The 20,637-nt window shown below is 40.5% G+C and carries 13 protein-coding genes, 1 pseudogene and 1 riboswitch; of the genes and pseudogenes, 11 read left to right on the top strand and 3 right to left on the bottom strand.

Going from position 1 to position 20,637, the window contains the following annotated elements:
* Positions 1-259: 259 nt before the first annotated feature.
* From MN086_RS03280 to MN086_RS03300, 5 genes and pseudogenes are all read left to right on the top strand, one after another.
* Positions 260-553: pseudogene (locus MN086_RS03280) on the top strand (redoxin domain-containing protein); the annotation flags it as partial.
* 124 nt (positions 554-677) lie between these two features.
* Complete coding sequence (locus tag MN086_RS03285; RefSeq protein WP_248576633.1) at positions 678-1,457, top strand: TOBE domain-containing protein; 780 nt, start codon at positions 678-680, stop codon at positions 1,455-1,457.
* Between the two features lie 5 nt (positions 1,458-1,462).
* Positions 1,463-2,209, top strand: coding sequence for a molybdate ABC transporter substrate-binding protein (gene modA / locus MN086_RS03290; RefSeq protein ID WP_248576634.1), 747 nt, complete (start codon positions 1,463-1,465; stop codon positions 2,207-2,209).
* A complete protein-coding gene (modB, locus tag MN086_RS03295) occupies positions 2,210-2,896 on the top strand; it encodes a molybdate ABC transporter permease subunit (RefSeq protein WP_248576635.1) in 687 nt (228 codons plus the stop codon).
* The gene (locus MN086_RS03300; protein ID WP_248576636.1) at positions 2,893-3,579 is read left to right on the top strand and encodes an ABC transporter ATP-binding protein; all 687 of its coding nucleotides are present in this window, start codon (positions 2,893-2,895) and stop codon (positions 3,577-3,579) included. Before modB ends, MN086_RS03300 begins: the two co-directional genes overlap by 4 nt.
* A 67-nt stretch (positions 3,580-3,646) precedes the next feature.
* Here the strand turns inward: MN086_RS03300 and MN086_RS03305 are convergent, their stop codons facing one another.
* Complete coding sequence (locus MN086_RS03305) at positions 3,647-6,265, bottom strand: ATP-binding protein (protein ID WP_248576637.1); 2,619 nt, start codon at positions 6,263-6,265, stop codon at positions 3,647-3,649.
* A gap of 187 nt (positions 6,266-6,452) precedes the next feature.
* A riboswitch (cyclic di-GMP riboswitch) is annotated at positions 6,453-6,532 on the bottom strand.
* Positions 6,533-6,761: 229 nt separating this feature from the next.
* Here MN086_RS03305 and MN086_RS03310 point away from each other — a divergent pair.
* Both MN086_RS03310 and MN086_RS03315 read left to right on the top strand, forming a co-directional pair.
* Positions 6,762-7,301 carry an alkylphosphonate utilization protein gene (locus MN086_RS03310; RefSeq protein WP_248576638.1) on the top strand — a complete coding sequence of 180 codons (540 nt, stop codon included), beginning with the start codon at positions 6,762-6,764 and terminating at the stop codon, positions 7,299-7,301.
* A gap of 71 nt (positions 7,302-7,372) precedes the next feature.
* Positions 7,373-10,468 carry an efflux RND transporter permease subunit gene (locus tag MN086_RS03315; RefSeq protein ID WP_248576639.1) on the top strand — a complete coding sequence of 1,032 codons (3,096 nt, stop codon included), beginning with the start codon at positions 7,373-7,375 and terminating at the stop codon, positions 10,466-10,468.
* An 8-nt stretch (positions 10,469-10,476) separates the two neighbouring features.
* Here the strand turns inward: MN086_RS03315 and MN086_RS03320 are convergent, their stop codons facing one another.
* Complete coding sequence (locus MN086_RS03320; RefSeq protein ID WP_248576640.1) at positions 10,477-12,345, bottom strand: mechanosensitive ion channel family protein; 1,869 nt, start codon at positions 12,343-12,345, stop codon at positions 10,477-10,479.
* Between the two features lie 156 nt (positions 12,346-12,501).
* On the opposite strand from MN086_RS03320, the gene MN086_RS03325 reads away from it, so the two are divergent.
* Positions 12,502-13,818, top strand: coding sequence for an NAD(P)/FAD-dependent oxidoreductase (locus MN086_RS03325; protein ID WP_248576641.1), 1,317 nt, complete (start codon positions 12,502-12,504; stop codon positions 13,816-13,818).
* A 15-nt stretch (positions 13,819-13,833) separates the two neighbouring features.
* Here the strand turns inward: MN086_RS03325 and recO are convergent, their stop codons facing one another.
* On the bottom strand, positions 13,834-14,457 hold the full coding sequence (gene recO, locus MN086_RS03330) for a recombination protein RecO (RefSeq protein WP_371875214.1): 624 nt from the start codon (positions 14,455-14,457) through the stop codon (positions 13,834-13,836).
* Between the two features lie 169 nt (positions 14,458-14,626).
* Between recO and gltB the strand changes: the two genes are divergently transcribed.
* From gltB to accD, 3 genes are read left to right on the top strand one after another with little or no spacing between them, the layout of a single operon-like run.
* Positions 14,627-19,042 (top strand): glutamate synthase large subunit, encoded by a 4,416-nt coding sequence (gltB, locus tag MN086_RS03335; protein ID WP_248576642.1) that lies wholly within the window; start codon positions 14,627-14,629, stop codon positions 19,040-19,042.
* A 7-nt stretch (positions 19,043-19,049) separates the two neighbouring features.
* Positions 19,050-19,775 carry an inositol monophosphatase family protein gene (locus MN086_RS03340; RefSeq protein WP_248576643.1) on the top strand — a complete coding sequence of 242 codons (726 nt, stop codon included), beginning with the start codon at positions 19,050-19,052 and terminating at the stop codon, positions 19,773-19,775.
* A gap of 16 nt (positions 19,776-19,791) precedes the next feature.
* Positions 19,792-20,631 (top strand): acetyl-CoA carboxylase, carboxyltransferase subunit beta, encoded by an 840-nt coding sequence (gene accD, locus MN086_RS03345; RefSeq protein WP_248576644.1) that lies wholly within the window; start codon positions 19,792-19,794, stop codon positions 20,629-20,631.
* Positions 20,632-20,637: the final 6 nt, after the last annotated feature.

The raw sequence follows: 20,637 nt of genomic DNA on the forward strand, positions 1-20,637 counted from the left end.
TAGGCATAAAACTTGGTCCAAGTCCCACTTTTGGTAAATATATTACCACTTTTGGTAAATCGTGTCCTCAATATGGGAAGTTTCTAACTGTTGCTAATTATGTTGTACTTTTTTAATTTTATAACAATTGAAAATAAACAAGTATGATTGTACTTTTTGTACAATATTTGTATCGTCATGCTATTTATTGTATTTATGTAGAAAAGCCCACATTTTCCGAGTTTAAACGATTGTACTTTTTTAATTTTTAAACAAACCGAGCTGTCCTGCTTGTGAACTGGAAGCCCCCAATATAGAAACCGTCTCAAAAGAGCATGAAGTGTTGACGATCGCTATCAATTCAGGAAGTAATGAAAATGTGTTGTCATACATGAAAGCGCATGGATTGGGTTTTAATGTGCTTAATGATACTGATGGAGTTTGGGCAAGGGCGTTTAAAATTGAAGTCTTTCCCACAACATTCATCTATGATGCTAAAGGTAAGTTGAGGTTTACAGAAGTAGGTTATACGACAACTGCAGGATTATTGGCACGGCTGGAATGGATAGAGTGATAGATATTATCGTATGAAAAAATATTATAAGATCAATCCATCGTAACAGGTATTGACATGCTTTATATATTTAAGTATACAACGCTATAATTTTCGTTATATATATTGGTATATAAGGAAAGAGATGGAACTTACATCAAAGCTTACTTTGGAAATGTTAGGTAAACCTTTTTTGCTTGAGAAACGTATAGAACTGCTTCATGCCATTGAAGAACACGGATCCATTTCTAAAGCGGCAAAAGCTGTGCCCATGAGTTATAAAAGTGCATGGGAAGCGGTGGATACCATGAATGCACTTTCCCCTGAACCGATCGTATGTAGAGAGACAGGAGGCAAGGACGGCGGCGGTACTACGATCACAGCATATGGTCAACAACTTTTAAAAAACTACGCCGTACTAAAAGAGGAACACGGACGTTTTTTAACGAGACTGTCAGAATTGACGGATATAGAAAGTGGATCTTTTAAGACTATTGGACGATTAGCCATGCAAATTTCTGCAAGAAATCAGATACAAGCAGAGGTTGTTTCCATAGACTCTCAAAATGTCAATGCAAACATATTTTTAAAGCTCAAAAGCGGGAAAGAACTTCTCTCTACGATCACCAAAGAAGCAGTAGAAAATTTGCATATTGATAAGGATCAAACGGTGGTAGCGATATTTAAATCCAATACAGTGTTGCTCACTAAGAGTGCAGGTGAGAAAAGCAACGAGAACAGACTCGAAGGCATCGTGAGTAAGATAGACAAAGATGTAGAGAATACTAAAGTACTGGTAGATATAGGGGACCATGATACCATCGTATCTGTCATACCTACAGCTGTGTTAGACAAGATGGAACTCATCGAAGGAAGTTCTGTGATCGCTATGATTAAAGCCAATGATATTATGATAGGGAAGTAATGTTTATGAAAAAGATCGTATTAGGTATAGTATTAAGTTTCGTTCTGTTAAGTGCAGGAGAGATCAAGATCGCTGTTGCTGCAAATGTAAGTTACGCCATAGAACCACTCAAGAAAGCCTTTTATGCGCTATATCCGAAGACAAATATAGAAGTGATCCTGGGAAGCTCCGGAAAACTTACCGCACAGATAAAGAATGGTGCGCCTTATGAACTGTTTATGTCGGCAAATATGAAATACCCGGAAGTACTTTATAAAGAGGGAATAGCCATTACCAAACCTATCGTCTATGCACAGGGGGCCTTAGCTTACTTATCTGTAGATCCACAGGACTTTACACAAGGTATGAGGCTTTTAACCGATGATAAGATCGCAAAAATAGCCATTGCAAACCCTAAAACGGCACCTTACGGTGTTGCAGCTGTAGAGGCTTTGAAATGTGCCAATGTCTATGATGCAGTCAAAAAGAAGTTTGTCTATGGTGAATCCATTTCACAGACCGTGACCTATGCAATGACTGCAGCAGATATCGGATTTATAGCAAAATCTTCACTTTTCAGTCCACAAATGGCACATCTTAAAGAGGGGGTGAACTGGAGTGATGTTGATGCATCTCTCTATACGCCAATAGACCAGGGAATGGTCATTTTGAAAAAAGCTGAAGCTAATCCTGAAGTAAAAAATTTTTATGATTTTCTCTTAAGTGAAAAAGCCAAAGAGATATTGCAAAATTTCGGCTATAAGGTAGAGTAAATGTTAGAAAACTTAGATATCGTACCTTTTATTCTTTCATTTAAACTCGCAGCGGTGACCACAGTGATTCTGTTTATACTTTCTCTGCCTTTGGCGTGGTATCTCTCCCAAAGCACTGCAAAGAAAAAACCTTTTTTAGAAGCCGTTACAGCATTGCCGATCGTGCTTCCTCCCTCTGTGTTGGGGTTTTATATTTTGGTCGTACTCTCTCCGAACTCTGTAGTGGGAGCTTTTTTTGAAACTCTTTTTGGTGTGAAATTGGTCTTCTCTTTTACCGGTTTGGTCGTGGCAAGTTGTTTTTATTCACTTCCTTTTATGGTACAGCCTTTACAAAGCGGATTTGAGTCTTTGAACAAACATATGTTGGAGGCATCCTACCTTGCAGGAAAGAGCAGGTTGCAGACAGTTTTCCGTATCGCACTGCCAAATATAAAACCGTCACTCGTCACGGCATTGATCATTACATTTGCACATACGGTCGGTGAGTTCGGTGTAGTGCTCATGGTAGGGGGAAGTATCCCCGGTGAGACGAAAGTGGCTTCGGTGGCTATTTATGAGATGGTTGAGGTAATGGAGTATGGTACAGCACATATATATAGTGCCGTTATGGTTTTGATGAGTTTTATCGTACTCTTGTCCGTATACATCTTTAATCATACTCAGCGTAAAATAGGTCTGCCTTCATGATACAGATAGAGATACATAAAAGACTGCATGGTGCATATGGTGATATGGATCTTGATGTCAACCTGGAGATACAAAAGGGTGAATTTATTGCATTGATAGGTGAAAGCGGTTCTGGTAAAACAACACTGCTAAGGATCTTGGCTGGCCTCGAAAAAGCAGTGGGCACTATTAAAGTAGAAGATCTGCTTTGGTTAGGTGGTCAGAAAATGCTTCCTCCACAACAAAGAGAGATAGGGTTTATATTTCAGGATTATGCACTGTTTGAACATATGAATGTAGAAGAAAACTTGCTCTTTGTCAAGAAGGACAAGGGTTTGGCTCAAAGGCTTCTTGCGATGACAGAACTGAGCAGATTGTCACACCGTAATGTAAAAGGTCTCAGCGGTGGACAGAAACAAAGGGTCAGTCTTTGTCGTGCCTTGATGAAACAGCCAAAGCTTTTACTGATGGATGAACCTCTTTCAGCACTTGATCCTGCAATGCGTACAAAATTACAAGAAGAGATACTCAGAATGCATAAAACGTTTGGTATCACAACCATTATGGTAAGCCATGATACTGATGCTTCTTATCAGCTTGCTGATCGTATAGTGGTCCTTGATCATGGAAAGGTCATAGCAGATGGTCGCCCTGAAGAGATATTTGTCAAGACAACCAAAGAGGTATATACGCTTTGTAGATGAAGCGTTGACCTTTAGTATCATTTGAAGATCATTGAACTATTAAGTCCTTTTAACTATCTAGATCATTCTAGATGATCCTATCCTCAAAATAGGTTTGAAAGAGTTGGTTCAAAGCCTCAAGGTCTATAGGTTTTGAAAGGTAACTATCCATACCTGCACTCATATATTTTTCTCTATCACCCGCAAGTGCATTTGCAGTCAAAGCAACGATCGGTATATGCGGTTTATGATTTTTTCTTTCATAGCTGATGATCTGACCCGTCGCTTCCATACCACCCATGACAGGCATTTCGATATCCATAAATATCATATCATACTCATTTCTCATACGGTGTTCAAGTGCCTCTTGACCATTATTGGCGATAGTGACATCTATACCGAGTCGACTGAGTACATTGAGTATCAACTTTTGGTTGATTTTGTTATCTTCAGCAACCAGTATATGTACATTTTTAAAGGTAAGATTCTCTTTTGTCTCCGAACTGTCCGCTTTATCACTCAGCATTCGAAGTGTTTTTGTAAAGTTCACAGGCTTATAGAGTATCTTATCGATCTGTGATGAGTATCGCTTTAGATTTTTTTTCTGGTCTCCTGTTGATACCACAATGATCTTTGTATCAAGGTCTAGGAACGGCTTTAGTTCATCATCTCTCTGACGGAATTTATGGTCAATAAAAAGAATATCGGGAAGTTGGGAAGTACCTTTTAGCGCTAATATTGATTCATCGGTATAACGCTTGATATTCGCACCAGTGTAAGCGATATATGTTTCAAGGTTTTCGTTAATGTAATACTCTGTATCGATATGTGAATTAAGAATACCAACAGTGTAAGCACGCATATCATTCACTTCTCTTTTTATCGCACTCATAGGTTTATCAAGTGCCAGGGTGAAATAGAAGGTAGAGCCTTCATCTTTGACACTTCTAATGCTCAGTTTCCCTCCCATATGCTCTATGAATTTACCGGATATTGAGAGTCCCAGACCTGTACCCCCATACTTTCTGCTTGTACTGACATCTGCTTGTGAAAATGCTTCAAATATTTTTCCCTGTTGCTCTTTGGTAAGACCAATACCCGTATCAGAAACCTCAAAAGTAACGTTTACTTTATCGTTACTTTCAAAGATCTTTTTGATCGATACGCTCACTTCACCGTTTTTGGAGGTAAATTTAATGGCATTACTCACAAGGTTCACGAGCACTTGAGAGATCTTTGTAGGATCCCCTATCAGTGCTGTAGGCAGTGTCGGATCCAAAAAGATATTGAAGTCAATATGGTTTTCTGCCGCTTTGGCCGCATAGGATTCAACGGCAGATTCAAAGGCATCAACCGGATCAAACTCTATCGCTTCGAGTTCTATTTTCTGTGCTTTGATCTTAGAGAGGTCAAGGATATCATTGACGATGGTCAAAAGATTTTCTCCACTCTTCTCTATCACTGCAATAAATTCGGCTTGTTCTTCTGAAAGATCAGACTCTTTGAGCAGTTGGGTAAATCCAAGGATACCATTCAGAGGGGTACGTATCTCATGGGACATACTGGCAAGAAAGAGGTCTTTGGTCTGATTCCCGTCCTTAATGGTTTTGAGCAAGAACCTATAGATATGATCAACTTTTCCGTTACGGATCAATCTTTGAAGCTCACTTTGTTGGTTTTCATTCAATACCAGTTTGATATCTTTTAATGTCTCTTCAGAAATCTGTGTATTATCCTCTATCTTGGAAACTACACTAAAAAGTTTAAGCAGTATAAGCAATAGGATCAATGTTGACCCTCCATACCATGCGAGGACCTCTTTATGTTTTGTGACAGCTTCTTTATTGATCGTTTGAACCTGGTCACGAAGCAGGGATTCTACTTTTTTGAAATAATCCATCTTTATATCTATTTGGTTTGACCAACCAAGAGGGGAGACGGAGTATCTTCCCGATCTTGATTCATAGGAGATCATGTCACGTTCGTCAGAGATGATCGTGTTGAACTTTTCTACCGAAAGCAGTTCGCTGAGTTTCAAGGATACGGCATTGTCTGCAAGGGTATAAAACTGAGGTAAGGTATCTTTTTGTATAAGCTGTTCCCAAAGTGCTCTCTCTTCATAGCTTATGCTTCGGGATCCAAGCAAAATAGATGAGATCAGTATATGTTCCTGTACCGTGTTCTCCTTAAGTGCCGTATACTTTTGGTACATCATCAGGTAGCTTTTCTTCTCTTCGGATTTTTCTGCAGCTGTAACTTCTTGCAGCATGTTGAACAATGGGGTGAAGACCTTATCATGGTACATCTCGCTAACGTTACCACGCGAACGGTCTACATCTCTACGAACAATCTCTAATGCTTCAGTAGCTTGTTTCGCGTAACTTTGATAGCGTGTAAACTGAACGTGCTGTTTGGTAAATGCATCTAATCCCAACAGGTCCTGATCGCTCTTAATACGTGTCTCTTTCAGTTTTTTTAAGTCCTCTGTATGTTGTGTGACGAGGTAGGTAGCACTCTGTATTCTTTCATCTGTGATATTTTTCATGACAGACTCAAAATGCTCTATAAACAAAGAAACCTGTGCATTGTTTTGTGCCGATGTATATCTCTGATAAGAGAGATAGGTAGAATATGATGTAACGCCTGATATCCCTATAATGATAAGTATAAGCAGGGTAAGTATAAATTTGTTTTTCAATATCTTCATGTTAATCCTTTAGCAGCTTCTACTACGATAAATCGTTAGTGGTATGTGTATCAATAAAGAGGATCAAGATAGATGTTTTATTATGTTTTTGACACTTATGATCCATAGGAGACCCCTTTATTTTTTAAAAGTATTGAAGCATAAAGTGTAGATAGAATTAAGTAGAATAGTCCACAGGTATATTCTATTGTGTAGTCTGGCGATCTTTTTCATAAAAGACCCATGACTTTCTGTCCTTGCTTCACAACAAGTTTAGCTTTTCAATCTTTTTACCTTTATGGATTATACTCAGTAAAGATTTAAAAAGAGTTATAAGTTATCATTTTAATTTTTGATTTAAATCATTTAATACAGAGAAGGTGTCAAATAAAACCATATATTTTGTTAGTAAAGGTTGGAGATAACATATTTTAGACCCTGAAAAATAGAGCTTTTTTGGGCTAGATTAAAACTAATAGAGTAAAATATCGACTCTTATAGAGAGCAAAGGAAAAAAATGAGCATAGATAAAGCATTAATGGAAAGAAGCGGTGGAAAATGTGAGTTATGTGGTTCTGAAGAGGGACTTACAGCTTACGCAGTTGCACCAAAAGATGAATCTATAGTGATCTGTAGCACGTGTGCAGCCTCTATAGATGATCCGACAAACGATGAAAAACATTGGAACTGTCTTCATGACAGTATGTGGAGTACAGAGCCTGCAGTACAAGTGATGGCATTCAGACTCCTTACACAGCTTGGCGCGCAGGATCAACTTGATATGATGTATCTTGAAGATGATGTAAGAGCATGGGCAGAGGAAGGTATGGCCACTGAAGAACAAGAGCCTACACGTGATGCTAATGGTACGATCTTACAAGAGGGTGATTCTGTGAGCATTATTAAAGATCTGCCGGTAAAAGGTGCAGGTTTTACCGCTAAGCAGGGAACAACTGTGAAAAATATCCGTATGGTACCAGGTGACCCTACCCATATACAAGGTCGTGTGAACGGAACGATGATTTTTATCATTTCGGCATTTTTAAAAAAACTGTAGAATTTTTTTGTGTATATCACTATAATTTACATCACAAGCATATAATTTAAGACGTTCAATAAGGATACATCATGATGAGGATCATTCATTACTTTATAGAGAATAAAAGTCTTAATTATGTGTTGCTCATTTTTATCCTTTTTTTGGGCATAAACTCCTATTACAATATTCCTAAAGAACTTTTTCCTGAAATTGCCTTGGATAAGATCGCTATCAGGGGCGCTTATGCTGGGGCCAGTGCTGACAACCTTGATAAAATGGCAGTGCGTGACATCGAAGATGAACTAGGCAATATACAGGGTATAGAGAAGATAGAGACAGTCATCAAGTCAGGTACTTTTTCTATCGTCCTCGATCTTAACGAGGGATCGGACAAAACAGATGCACTCAATAAAGCCAAGGATGCCATCGCACGTAGCAGACAATATCTTCCTTCAGATATGACGGAACCTACGGCAGAGTTACTGATGCACAATCGACCGCTTATCAGACTTTCTCTCTCCTCTGAGCATATGACCAAAGGCCAACTGATAGAAACGGCTAAAGAGGTGAAATCCAAAATTGCCAGAAATCCTTACGTCAGTGAAGTTCAGATCTACGGTGATGCAGATCAGGAAGTCTCTGTTCAGATCAATGAAGAGGCTGTAAGAGCCTATGGCTTGGACCCTGCTACGCTTATTGATGCGATCTCAAAAACCTCTTATATCTATCCCATCGGGGATATCAAACAAAGCGGAAATTATATTTTTCTCTCTACGGTAAACGGTAAAGAGAGTAAAGAAGAGTGGGAATCTGCACTGATTAAAATAGGAGAGAAGCAGTTGAGGCTCGGTGATGTTGCCCAAGTCGATATCACTTATCCTCAAGATACCACACTTTCGACCTTTAACGGACGGAATAACATTACACTGGTCATCTCAAAAGGGCCTGAGGGGAATGCGATACATATCTCCAGAGATCTGCAAACCTATGCAAAAGAGAAACTCACCAAAGAGTTTCCAGACGTCTATTTCGATTTTTACCAGGACAGTTCCAAACCGGTCGAAGACAGGCTCAATACGGTCATATCAAACCTGATGTTCGGACTGGTTCTAGTATTCCTCTCTATGGCATTGCTGATCAATGTGCGTATCGCATCTATTGTGGTGATGGGTATCCCTATATCTTTTGCCATAGGGGTCATGTTCCTTTATTTTACAGGATACTCTATCAATATCGTTTCTTTGCTTGGAGGGCTGATCGTCATAGGTATCGTCGTCGATGATGCGATTGTTGTTTCTGAGAATATCCAGCGCCATATCAATGAGGGTATGGAGAGAAAAGAGGCTGTCTATCAAGGACTCAAAGAGATGGTCCTGCCCGTCACCTTGGCAACACTGACAACCATCGCCGCTTTTCTTCCTCTGTTTATGCTCACCGGAGAGATCAAAAACTTCATTATCCTTATTCCTATCACCGTGATTATGATCCTTTTGGGATCACTTCTTGAAAGTTTTTTCTTTCTGCCCTTACATGCGGACGAGCTTCTCAAAAAGCAGAAGAATTTTATCAATTGGGAACCCTTGCAGAACGCATATGAGACGTTGCTGCATCTTGTGATCCGTTTTAAATATATCTTTCTATTTACTTTTGTCATAGTGATACCTATTTTGACCATACTTACGATCAAGATGCTCAATTTTCAGTTTTTCCCTAGTTTTGACGGTAACTATCTCTACATTACAGGGAAAAGTAATATGGATACTACCATAGAAGAGACAGATAAGATAGCCAAAGAGTTGGAAAAGCATGTACTTACAAAAAAAGAGACCTATGCACTTAAATCCACTTCTACCGTTGTGGGGTACAGAAGGTCACTTGCGGGGGCAGATGAAAATGGAGACAATATGCTCTACATCACTATGGAGCTTTATGATATGGAGCCTCAGAGTTTTATCGATGCCTATATCAATCCTATTTTGAATTTCAGTTTTCTCTTCAACGATCCTGAGAAGATCAGAAAGAAACATACCTATGACCTTGCACAGCAACTGAGAGAAGAGATCGCACCTATGATGGAAAAGTATCAGCTTGAAGAGCTTGGCGTACTTGAAGACAAACCCGGCCTGATCAAAAATGACATACAGATCAATCTGTCGGGCAAGGATAGTGAACAGATCGCAAAGGCAATGCAAAGAATTGAAGAGAACCTTTCAGCGATTCCATATGTGAAAGATGTAGGTAATAATGCACAGCTTGGAAAGATGGAGTACAAGTTACGTATTAATGCCTATGGTGAACAGCTGGGCATGAGTGAAGTAGGCATAGCACAGACACTTTCGGGCTATTTCCTTGACAGCCGTAAAGCGATGACCTTCAGTCAGAACGGTGTGATGGAGATCAGAACAAAATCCATCATGAAGGATACTGAAAAGACACTCATGAACTTTATGATCCCTACACCTTCAGGAAGTGTGGTGAAATTGACCGATGTGGTGGATATCGAAAAGATAAGGGCGTACGAAAAGATCGAAAAAAGAGATGGTAATACAGTCAAGTCGGTCTTTGCAAACATAGACAAGAAAAAAACAACGGCTGTGGATGTACTTAAACAGGTCAGGCCTCTGCTTGATACGATCCAGGAAGAAGGTATTGACGTCAGTCTTTTAGGAGAGCAGGAAAAAAACCAGCAATTTAAAAATGATATGATACGCTCTTTGATCATCGCAGTCTTTTTGATCTTGATCACACTCCTTTTTATCTTTCCGAAGATCCGTTATGCATTGATGGTGATGTCCGTCATACCATTCAGTCTATTGGGTGCATTGATGGGGCATATGCTGGTCGGGGTCAACCTTTCCATGCCTTCGGTCATAGGTATGTTAGGGCTCGCAGGGGTTGTGATCAATGATGGTATCATCATGCTTGATTTCCTGCATGGTACGCATAATGCAGATACATTCTATGAAAGGGCGAAGTTAAGGCTCCGTCCTATTCTGATCACTTCGATCACGACATTCCTTGGGCTTTTCACCCTGATCTTTTATGCAACAGGACAGGCAGTGATCCTTCAGCCTATCGCTATTTCGATAGGATTCGGTCTTATCTGGGGTACGGTCTTGAACCTCGTCTACCTGCCGTCACTGTATGCAGTGGTCAATAAGATCCAACCGGGAAGAGAAGGTTAGCGTGTTTTTTACTCTGTCTCGTCGTTTTTGAGTTCACTTTGTTCTTGTTTGGATGCATTTTTTTTGACATGCAGATCCAGTTGAGGGAAAGGAATCTCAATATGGTGTTTGTTGAGCGTAGCATAAATGAATTTTAGAAAATCCGATTTGGTCCCTGCAGGTTTTAGGGTGGATTGTCCTCTGACCCAGACAACAAGTTCGTAATCTACTGAACTTGATCCCATAGCGGTCATCCAAATAAGCGTAGGATATTTGGCATTTTTTTTCACATAATTGATAGAACTGTTCCTTAGCTCTTCAAGGATCACTTTTTCCACTTTATCATTGCTTGTGCCGTACGCAACAGAGAAAGGGATATGTATACGTCTGATATCATTCTCTAATGTCCAGTTGATGACATTGTTTTGGATAAAAGAGGAGTTGGGAATGACGACATCAATATTGTCATTGGTCGTGACGGTGGTTGAGCGCATTCTCATATCGCTGACCGTACCACGGATGGTATCAGAGATCTCTATATAATCCCCCAAACGGATAGTACGCTCAAACATGAGGATGATCCCCGCCGCAAAATTGGAAACAAGTGTTTGGAGACCAAAACCGATACCAATAGAGAGTGCCCCTGCAACCAGTCCAAGGTTGGAAAGATCCAATCCGATACTTTTAAGTGCAACAAGCAAAGTGATAAATACAAGAATATAGTAGCCGGCATTGGAGATCGCTTTTGCGGATGAAAGTGAGATCTTTTCTCGTTGCGTAGCGAGATTCACGATCTTCCGTTTGTAAAATGCAGCGATCATAAATCCTAGAACAATGATCAACACGACTTTGAGGATATCAAGAATTGAAATCCCTTTTTCATTAAATACAAAAAGGGCTTCGGTAAGCTTGCTATAGGTAAAATCATAGATACTTTCAGCACTCTGCTCTACATTTGAAAGGGCCAGTGCTACATTACCTGCCACCTCTTTGAACACTGTCTTGAGAATAGTACGCTTGTTTGTATAGTAATCCCTGAGATCCGGCGTGAGTCTCTGTAACTCTTCTGTATCGGCATTGAAAAGGTCGAGGGCTTTTTCGGTCTCTTTTTTTTGTAAATAAGCCAGAGAGAGTATGAGGGTTTGATCGATCTTTGTGGTGATGAGACTCATCATATCCATATCGTTGGAAAGAAATTTTTTACTTAATGTATCTGAAATTGTTTCACGGACGATTAGTTCACGCTCTTTTGCCAGTTTGAGTGCAACGGCTTCTTGTTCCACAGGAGAAAATTTTGTATTGATCCGTGTCAGTTTCTTTTCGAGTGCAGGAATATCAAATGTGACCTGGTTTAGTTTCTGTTTGAAGCGCTCTTCTCCCTGGGTGATTAAAGTCTCATAGGCTTTTATCGTTCGTTCCTGGTTGTCCCCTTTCAGTTTATAAAATGCGTACTGCAATTGGTAAAGCAGCAGGTTCTTTTTATCTTCAACGGTAATATCATTGATACTTTGTCTCAAGTAATGCCGCTTGGATTGCATAGCAGACTGTTCTTTTTTTAACGTATCGATCTTTGCGTACGTAGCTGTCAGTGCATTGAGATAGGACTCATAGTTTTCACTGCTTATGTTTTTATCATCAGGAAGAAGTGCATCAGGCATAGGATCCACCTTCAAGGTAAAAGAGAGCATATTTGCAAGTTTTCCTAAGATCATTCGCTCTGTAGCGATACGTTCTGTATCTTCTTTAGTGATGTTCTGATCTGATTTTTGTTCGCTCTCAATACGTTTTTCAATCTCTTCAAGATAGCTTTTAGTATTGTTTCCGTCATAGAGTTTTGTATCTATTTCAGCCGACCACAAAGAGAGAGATAAAGAGAACAGGAGTAAGAATGATTTCATGGCAATGTCACTTTTTTTTCAGATTATAGCATAGATGTGACAGGAAGATTCATGTAACAATGTTGAGTTTTTACATGATGTGTGAAGGTTGAGAAGTACGCTTTATAATAGTTTATGAGTATAATCATAACAGAATATCATTTTTGAGGAGCATACATGTATGATATCATTTATATTGGAGGTGGTCTCAATTATGCCGGTGCGATCATTGCCGCAAAAAAAGGGCTTAAAGTGGCACTGGTTGAAACTTCACTAGGTCAATTAGGCGGTGCTTGTGTACATAAAGGGTGTATCCCCTCTAAAATGTTTCTGCATTATGCAAATACACTGCGTCAAAGCAAAGAAAGTATTTTTAATGGAAGTATTATGCTTGATATGCAACGACTCAGTGAAAAAAAATCCAAAATTATTGCAAATATTACTAAGAATATCACAGCACAATGTAAAGAGGTTGAACTGATTGAAGGTAAAGGGCATCTGATTGCACCTCATAAGGTTGAGGTGGAAGGAGAAGTCTATGAAGCAGAGCATATTGTCATAGGTACCGGATCTTCTCCTTTTATCCCTGAGGGAATAGTATATGATGCAAAGGCCATTATCACAAGTGATGATGTACTTGAACTCCAGGAATTACCTAAAAATATAGCCATTTATGGAGATGGTGCTATTGGGTTGGAGATGGCAAGTTTTTTTGCCTCCTCTGGGGTGGAGGTAACTTTGATCTCACGCAGTGGCAGGCTCTTAAAGAGATCACATCCACTGATGCAAAGTGCCATGGAAAAAGAGATGGAAAAATTGGGTATCAATCACTTGAAAAACCACGCTGTTTCCACTGCTGAATATACTTCGGAGGGTGTACATGTTACATTTGACGATGGCACTTCTGCGTATTATGAACAGATGCTTGTGGCTACAGGACGTCAGCCCAATACGGAGGTGATCGCTACAGATGAGATCAGGGTAAACAGAGGTATTGAAACAAATGCATTTTTTCAAACAACACTTGCCAAACATTATGCCATAGGCGATTGTAACGGTAAACTGCAATTGGCACATGCAGCAAGAGCACAGGCTTTGAATGTAACGATGCAGATACTGGGTAAGAACCCCAAAAAACTTAATCATGACCATGTCGTAAAATTTATCCATACCTTACCGATGAGTTATGCCACTGTAGGAGAAAACAAAGATTCGCTTGAGAAGAAATCCATCGCTTATAAAGAGAGTATTTTGACACTCGATCATTTTGGGGGTTCCGCATTTCATGATTCCCAAAACGGTGCAATGATTGTCTATGCGGATGAAAATGGTTTGATTCTGGGTGCTGAAATCATGTCACCTGATGCGGAAGAGATCATCTCTTCCATAGCTATGGCACTGGTAGGCGAGATGAGTATCTCTGAAGCCAGCAATACCATCATGGCACACCCTACGTTTTCTGAAGTACTGCAAAGAACCTATGCTAGATTATAATGAGAGAAGTAAGTCTCAAAGGCCCTTCATTACAATCTCAAAAAGATAATCCACTTCATGATCTTCCAAGAAGACAGTCTTTTTACTCTTAAAAAAATCAAGTACTTTTTTGGTAGGAAGGGCGGGTGTGTAGATACATGCCGGGTGCACTGGGATGAACGACTGCATGAGGGCGATCTCTTCTTCTATACGGTTTTCACATATATAGCAGTGCTCATCATGATGCAGTCTTCCTTCATATTCGAGCAGCGTGATGTAAGACTCACAGACGATGCGTTTTGGGTTTTGTTTGTCCCACTTTTTGGCTGCAGAAAGAAGCAGGTCAAAGTAAAAAGAGTCTATCTCTTCGGCATCTTTGAGATGCGGTTCAAAGCGTTTGATGAAGTTATGCCAGAGCAGAAGTCTGTTTTTGTCAAAGAGCCAGGGAAACCCCATATGAGAGAGAGAACGCAGTCTGGGAAGAAAGCTTCCACCTTCCCCTTCTACTTCAAAATCTATCAGGTTACCAAGCTGTAAAATGGAGTGTCTTGCACCAAAAAAACGGTAATAGGTTCTTACTTCTGTAGGACTCAGTACAAGTGCTATCGTGTCTTCATTTTTGGCTTTTCTGACAGAAAGTATAAAACCTTTGATGGTGATTCCTTTACTTTTTGCCTAAATTATAGACAAAAGCAAGTTAAAATATCCAAATATCCTCTTAGTGAGGCTAGCGTTGGTAAACTAAGCTTAACAACCTTTTAGCTATAATCCCTCCAATTACGAGGAGCGCTATATGATGTTCCGATTAGATTATTTTTAAGGTTGGTATATGCAAGATTTATTTACTTCATTTAAGGACAACTGTGGGTTTGGGCTCTTAGCCTCTATCGATAACACACCTTCACACAAAAATTTGGAAGATGCCATTACATCTCTTTCACGTATGATGCATAGAGGAGCGGTAGCTGCTGATGGTAAAACAGGAGATGGTGCAGGTTTGCTTCTCTCTATGCCAAAGTCATTCTTTGCTAAAGAAGCGACAGCCAATGGTGTACACCTACCGGAGAATTATGCTGTTGCGATGGTATTCTCAAACAATCCAGCTGATTTTGATGTCATCAACAAGATCTGTGACAACAATGACCTTAAGATCATCTACACACGTACCGTACCAGTAGATACCAATGCACTCGGTAAACAGGCACTTGCTTCACTTCCAACCATAAAGCAAGTATTTGTTGCACCTAATTCACCTGTGGCGATCAACCGTTTTGAAGCACTTGTATATCTCTCTCGTAAAGAGATCGAAGCAGCATTGATAGAAGATAAGACGTTCTATATCCCTTCATTCTCAACCTCTGTGATCTCTTATAAAGGGCTTGTCATGCCTACCCATATCAAAGAGTTCTACAAAGACCTTGCCGATGAGGATTTTGAGATCTCTTTCTGTCTTTTCCATCAACGTTTCTCAACTAACACATTGCCACAGTGGAAACTTGCACAGCCGTTCAGAATGATCGCCCACAATGGTGAGATCAACTCTGTGACTGCGAACAGATTTAATGTAAAAGCGAAAATGGCAGCAGCGAAATCGGTGATATATACGGATGAAGAGATGGATAGACTGAGAAATGTCATTCAAGATGATATGTCAGATTCAGCGAGTCTGGATAACTTTATGGAGTTCCTACGTGTGAATGGCGTAGATTTCTTTAAAGCGGCACGTTCATTGATACCTGCACCTTGGCATAACGATCCACAGATGGATACGGAACTTAGAGCATTCTACGAGTATGCAAGTGCAACATTTGAAGCCTGGGATGGTCCAGCGGCAGTCAGTATGACAGATGGCCGTTATATCGGTTGTGTCCTTGACAGAAATGGATTGAGACCTTCAAAATATATCAGAACAAAAGACAACAGGCTGCTTATCTCTTCAGAATATGGTGTGCTTAAGTTACCTGATGAAGAGATCGTTGAGCGTGGAAGACTTCAGTCTGGTGAGATGATGGGAATTGACCTGAAGCATGGAAAGGTACTTACAAACAGTGATATCAATGATTATCTCAAAGCAGGGAATGCATATGATAAGTGGTTGACTGCAAATCTCTCTTATCTGCAAGAACATGTGCCAAATACAGATGTAAGTACTTCTGAAGTGAATTATGGCGATATGACTGCTAAACAGCGTTACTTTAACTTTACTTCTGAAGTGATCAGAGAAGTGATCAGACCGATGATCAACGAAGGTAAAGAAACAACAGGTGCCATGGGTGATGATACACCGCTTGCGGCGTTCTCAACAGAACAGCGTAACTTCACTGATTTCTTCAAACAGAAGTTCGCTCAGGTCACCAACCCACCGATCGACCCGATCCGTGAAAAGACGGTGATGAGTCTTAACACAGGTTTTGGTGAGAGTCACAATGTTTTAAGTGACAGTCCGGAGCATGCAAAGCGTCTTAAAACAGTACTTCCACTCATGTCTGCAGAGAAGTTCTCTCTTCTTCAGGAGTTTGGTACCAAAGGGAATGAGAAGTATGACCCGAGCTATAAAGCTGAGAAATATGATACAACCTATAAAGGTGATCTAAAAGAGAGCCTCTATGCACTGACTGAACGCATCATTGAAGATGTAAGAAGAAATGACGTTAGAACCATTATCCTGGACGATAGAAATCTCAATGCAGAGAATAAAGTGATCCCAATGCTTATGGTTGTAGGACGTCTTAATCAAGAGCTTCTCAAAGCAAATATCAGACATTTGACCAGTATTGTGGCAGTGACCGGTGAAGTATTTGATCCGCACTCTGCAGCCTGTCTTCTTAGTTTTGGTGCTGCGGCGATCTTCCCTTACTTACTCTACTATACAGTGGAAGAGTTGGAAGCGGGTAATGAAGCGATCAAACCTCTTTTAAAGCAATTTAGAAGATCTATGGGTGCAGGACTGATGAAGATCATGTCCAAAATGGGTATCTCTACACTTGCATCCTATCGAAACTCAAGACTCTTTGATGTGATCGGTCTAAGTACAGAGATCGTTGATGATTGTTTCTCTGGTGCAACAGGTCTGCTCCCAGGTCTAGGGTATGAAGATATCGATGTCCGTCTTAATTCAAACCATGAACGTGCCTTTACGGATGCATTTGAAGGTAAGAAGAATTCACTCTACAAAGGTGGTTTCTATAAATATAAAAAAGGTGAAGAGTTCCATGACTTCTCTCGTCCAACGATTTCTGCTATGCAAAAAGCTTCAGAGAGCGGAAAAGCTGAAGATTATGCAGAGGTCAAGAAGCTTGTTAATGAACGTGACAAAAAGTTTATACGTGACTTCTATGAGCTTAAAAGTGATAGAGAACCGATTAGTATTGACGAAGTTGAGCCACTCAGTGAGATTTTTAAACGTTTCTCAACAGCAGCGATGTCTATGGGGTCTATCTCCCAGGAGGCACATGAGACACTTGCAGTAGCAATGAACAGAATCGGTGCAAAGTCAAACTCAGGTGAGGGTGGAGAGTCTCCATTGCGTTACGGTACAGAGAAAAACTCAAGTATCAAGCAGGTGGCTTCAGGACGTTTCGGTGTAACACCAGAGTACTTAAGATCTGCGACAGAACTTCAGATCAAAGTGGCACAAGGGGCAAAACCGGGTGAAGGTGGACAGCTTCCAGGAAGTAAAGTCTCTCCGTTGATCGCAGAACTGAGATTTACGAAACCGGGAGTCACATTGATCTCACCACCACCGCACCATGATATTTACTCTATCGAGGATCTGGCACAGCTTATCTTCGACTTGAAGCAGGTGAACCCGCATGCAAGAGTTGCAGTGAAACTTGTATCAACTGCAGGTGTAGGTACGATCGCTGCAGGTGTAGCGAAATCATATGCAGATAAGATCATTATCTCCGGAGCGGATGGTGGTACAGGTGCTGCACCGATCGGTTCTATAAGATTTGCAGGTAACTCTTGGGAGTTAGGTCTTATTGAAGCACATAATGCATTGAAAGCAAACCACTTAAGAGGTCAAGTCACTGTTGAGACCGACGGTGGACTTAAAACAGGTCTTGATATTGTTAAAGCAGCTATTATGGGTGCAGAAGAGTATGCATTTGGTACAGGTGCACTGGTACTTGTCGGTTGTATCATGCTGCGTGTATGTCACTTGAATACCTGTGGTGTAGGTGTTGCGACACAAGATGAACACTTGAGAAAAAGATTCACAGGAAATGTGGAAAAAGTGGTCAATTACTTTACATTGGTAGCAACGGAAGTAAGAGAGATCCTCGCCCAACTTGGGTACAGATCACTCGAAGAGATCATTGGACAGAATAAGTTGCTTAAAGTGATAGATGATGAGTTCGCAAAGAAGTTTAACTTTGATGAATTGCTTTATGATATCGAAGGTAATAACACATGTCAGGTGCCGTTCAATGAACCGTATGATCAAAATGAGTATGAGAAAGAGATCTTAGAAGAAGTGATGGAAACGATCAAAGATCCGAGACAAAAGATCGTACTGAACAAAGAGATCTCAAACCTCAATAGAAGTTTTGCAACCCGTATTTCAGGAGAAATTGCTGCACTTCACGGAAATGCAGGTTTACCGGATGGTACGATCACACTGAATGTAAAAGGTACGACAGGACAGTCTCTTGGTGCATTCCTGGCACAAGGTATCAACATCAATGTACATGGTGCTGGAAATGACTATATCGGTAAAGGTATGAGCGGTGGTCAGATCGTGATCACTTCTGACAATGCAGGGCATGAGTTTGCACTTGGTGGAAACACCTGTCTGTATGGTGCAACAGGTGGAACACTCTATATTCACGGTAAAGTAGGTGAGCGTTTTGGTGTACGTAACTCTGGTGCAACAACGGTGGTTGAAGGTACGGGTGACCATCCATGTGAATATATGACCGGTGGGGTTGCTGTGATCCTCGGTGAGACAGGTGTGAACTTTGGTGCAGGTATGACAGGTGGTAAGGCATTTGTCTATGACATGGAAGGTCATTTTTACGAAAAGGTAAATCCTGAGCTTGTTGAACCACTGCGTATCGATACGGATGAATGGGATTCAGAGATGTTTGAACTCAAAGCACTTCTGAAAGACTATGTCGCAAAGACAGGAAGTAAAAGAGCAGCCTATATCCTCAATAACTTCAGAAGTGAAATACGTAAGTTCTGGATGGTAGCGCCACGTGGTATTAAACCTACCATTGTTACGGGTGCAAAAGGCGAATAAAAGCTCTATGACCCCTTTTATTCAAGCCTGTATCAGAGCAAATGAAGAGATCAGCTCTGCTATAAAAGAGGGCTTTGATACTTCCTGGTTTGAAAAGACCGAAGTGGGTGCTGGTGGTGATATCAGTTCAAAACTTGACCTTTTTGCCGAAGAGATATTTGTTAAGCACTTAAGTGCTTTTGGACAAATAGAGTCTGAAGAGAGCGGTATCATAGGTGAGGGTGAAGAGAAGATCATTATCGACCCTATAGACGGTTCAGCCAATGCCCTTTCCCTCTTTCCATTTTACGGTACCTCTGTTGCAAAAGTGAATGCGGAAGGTATTTTGGATGCTGCAGTGGTCTGTAATCTTGCCAATAGAGATATCTTTTTCAAATCTTCCACAAGTAAAATACAACAGGGTAAACTTTTTTCAGATAGATATCATGACCCGTATCGCAGTGAAAAGGCTGAGATAGGACTCTTCGAAAAAGCCTATGCAAATCCAGGCTTGGTTGCAGCACTGGACAAAGAAAAGTTGAAGTTCAGGTCACCCGGTGCCATAGCACTCTCATTGGCGTATGCCCATACTGTGAGTTATGTACTTTTTATGGGGGAGTTTCGAATTTACGATTTTGCCGCAGGTTTAGCACTTTGTGAAGGCTTAGAAGTAATTGTTGAGGCGGATTATGTTATAGTATCGAAAGAAAAAAGCATAGCAATGCGAATAGAATCATTAATCACTAAACTATAGGCATGCAGGAGTAAGAATGTTTGGAAATATTTTTAAAAAAGCCACAACAGTATCAACACAAGAAACACTCAATCAGTGGATAAAATGTCCAAAATGTACCTCTTTGATGTATTATAAAGAGGTAGAAGCTCAGCAAAATGTATGTCCTAAATGTAACCATCATTTCCGAATCTCTGCTGAAAAGCGTATAGCCTCTATCGTAGATGAAGGATCTTTTGTAGAGTGTGATGCTACTTTGGCACCTGTAGATCCTTTAAAGTTTTCCGATAAAAAGACATATAAAAAGCGTATAGAAGATGCCAAAGCACAAACAGGTAAAACCTCTTCTGTCATGAGCGGTTCTTGTACGATCGGCGGTCAACCCGTTGAGATCGCAGTATTTGACTTCTCATTTATGGGTGGTAGCTTGGGGTCAGTCGAAGGTGAGAAGATCGTTCGCGGTATCAACAGAGCTATTGAGAAAGAGTGCGGATTTATCATTGTTTCTGCTTCCGGGGGTGCACGTATGCAAGAGAGTACCTACTCGCTGCTTCAAATGAGCAAAACATCTGCGGCACTCAACAGACTGCACCAGAAAGGTTTGCCTTTCATCTCTATTTTGACAGACCCTACGATGGGTGGTGTATCTGCATCCTTTGCTATGCTGGGTGATATCATCATGGCAGAACCGGGTGCACTTATAGGATTTGCAGGTCAAAGGGTTATCAAACAAACTGTTGGTGTTGATCTTCCTGAAGGTTTCCAGCGTTCGGAATTCCTACTGGAGCACGGACTTATCGATATGATCGTAAATCGTCCTGACATGCATCAAACACTTTCTGACCTCTTCAAACTTTTTAACAAGAAGGTAAGTTAGAACACG

The organism is Sulfurovum sp. XGS-02 (assembly GCF_023213175.1).
Lineage (GTDB): Bacteria > Campylobacterota > Campylobacteria > Campylobacterales > Sulfurovaceae > Sulfurovum.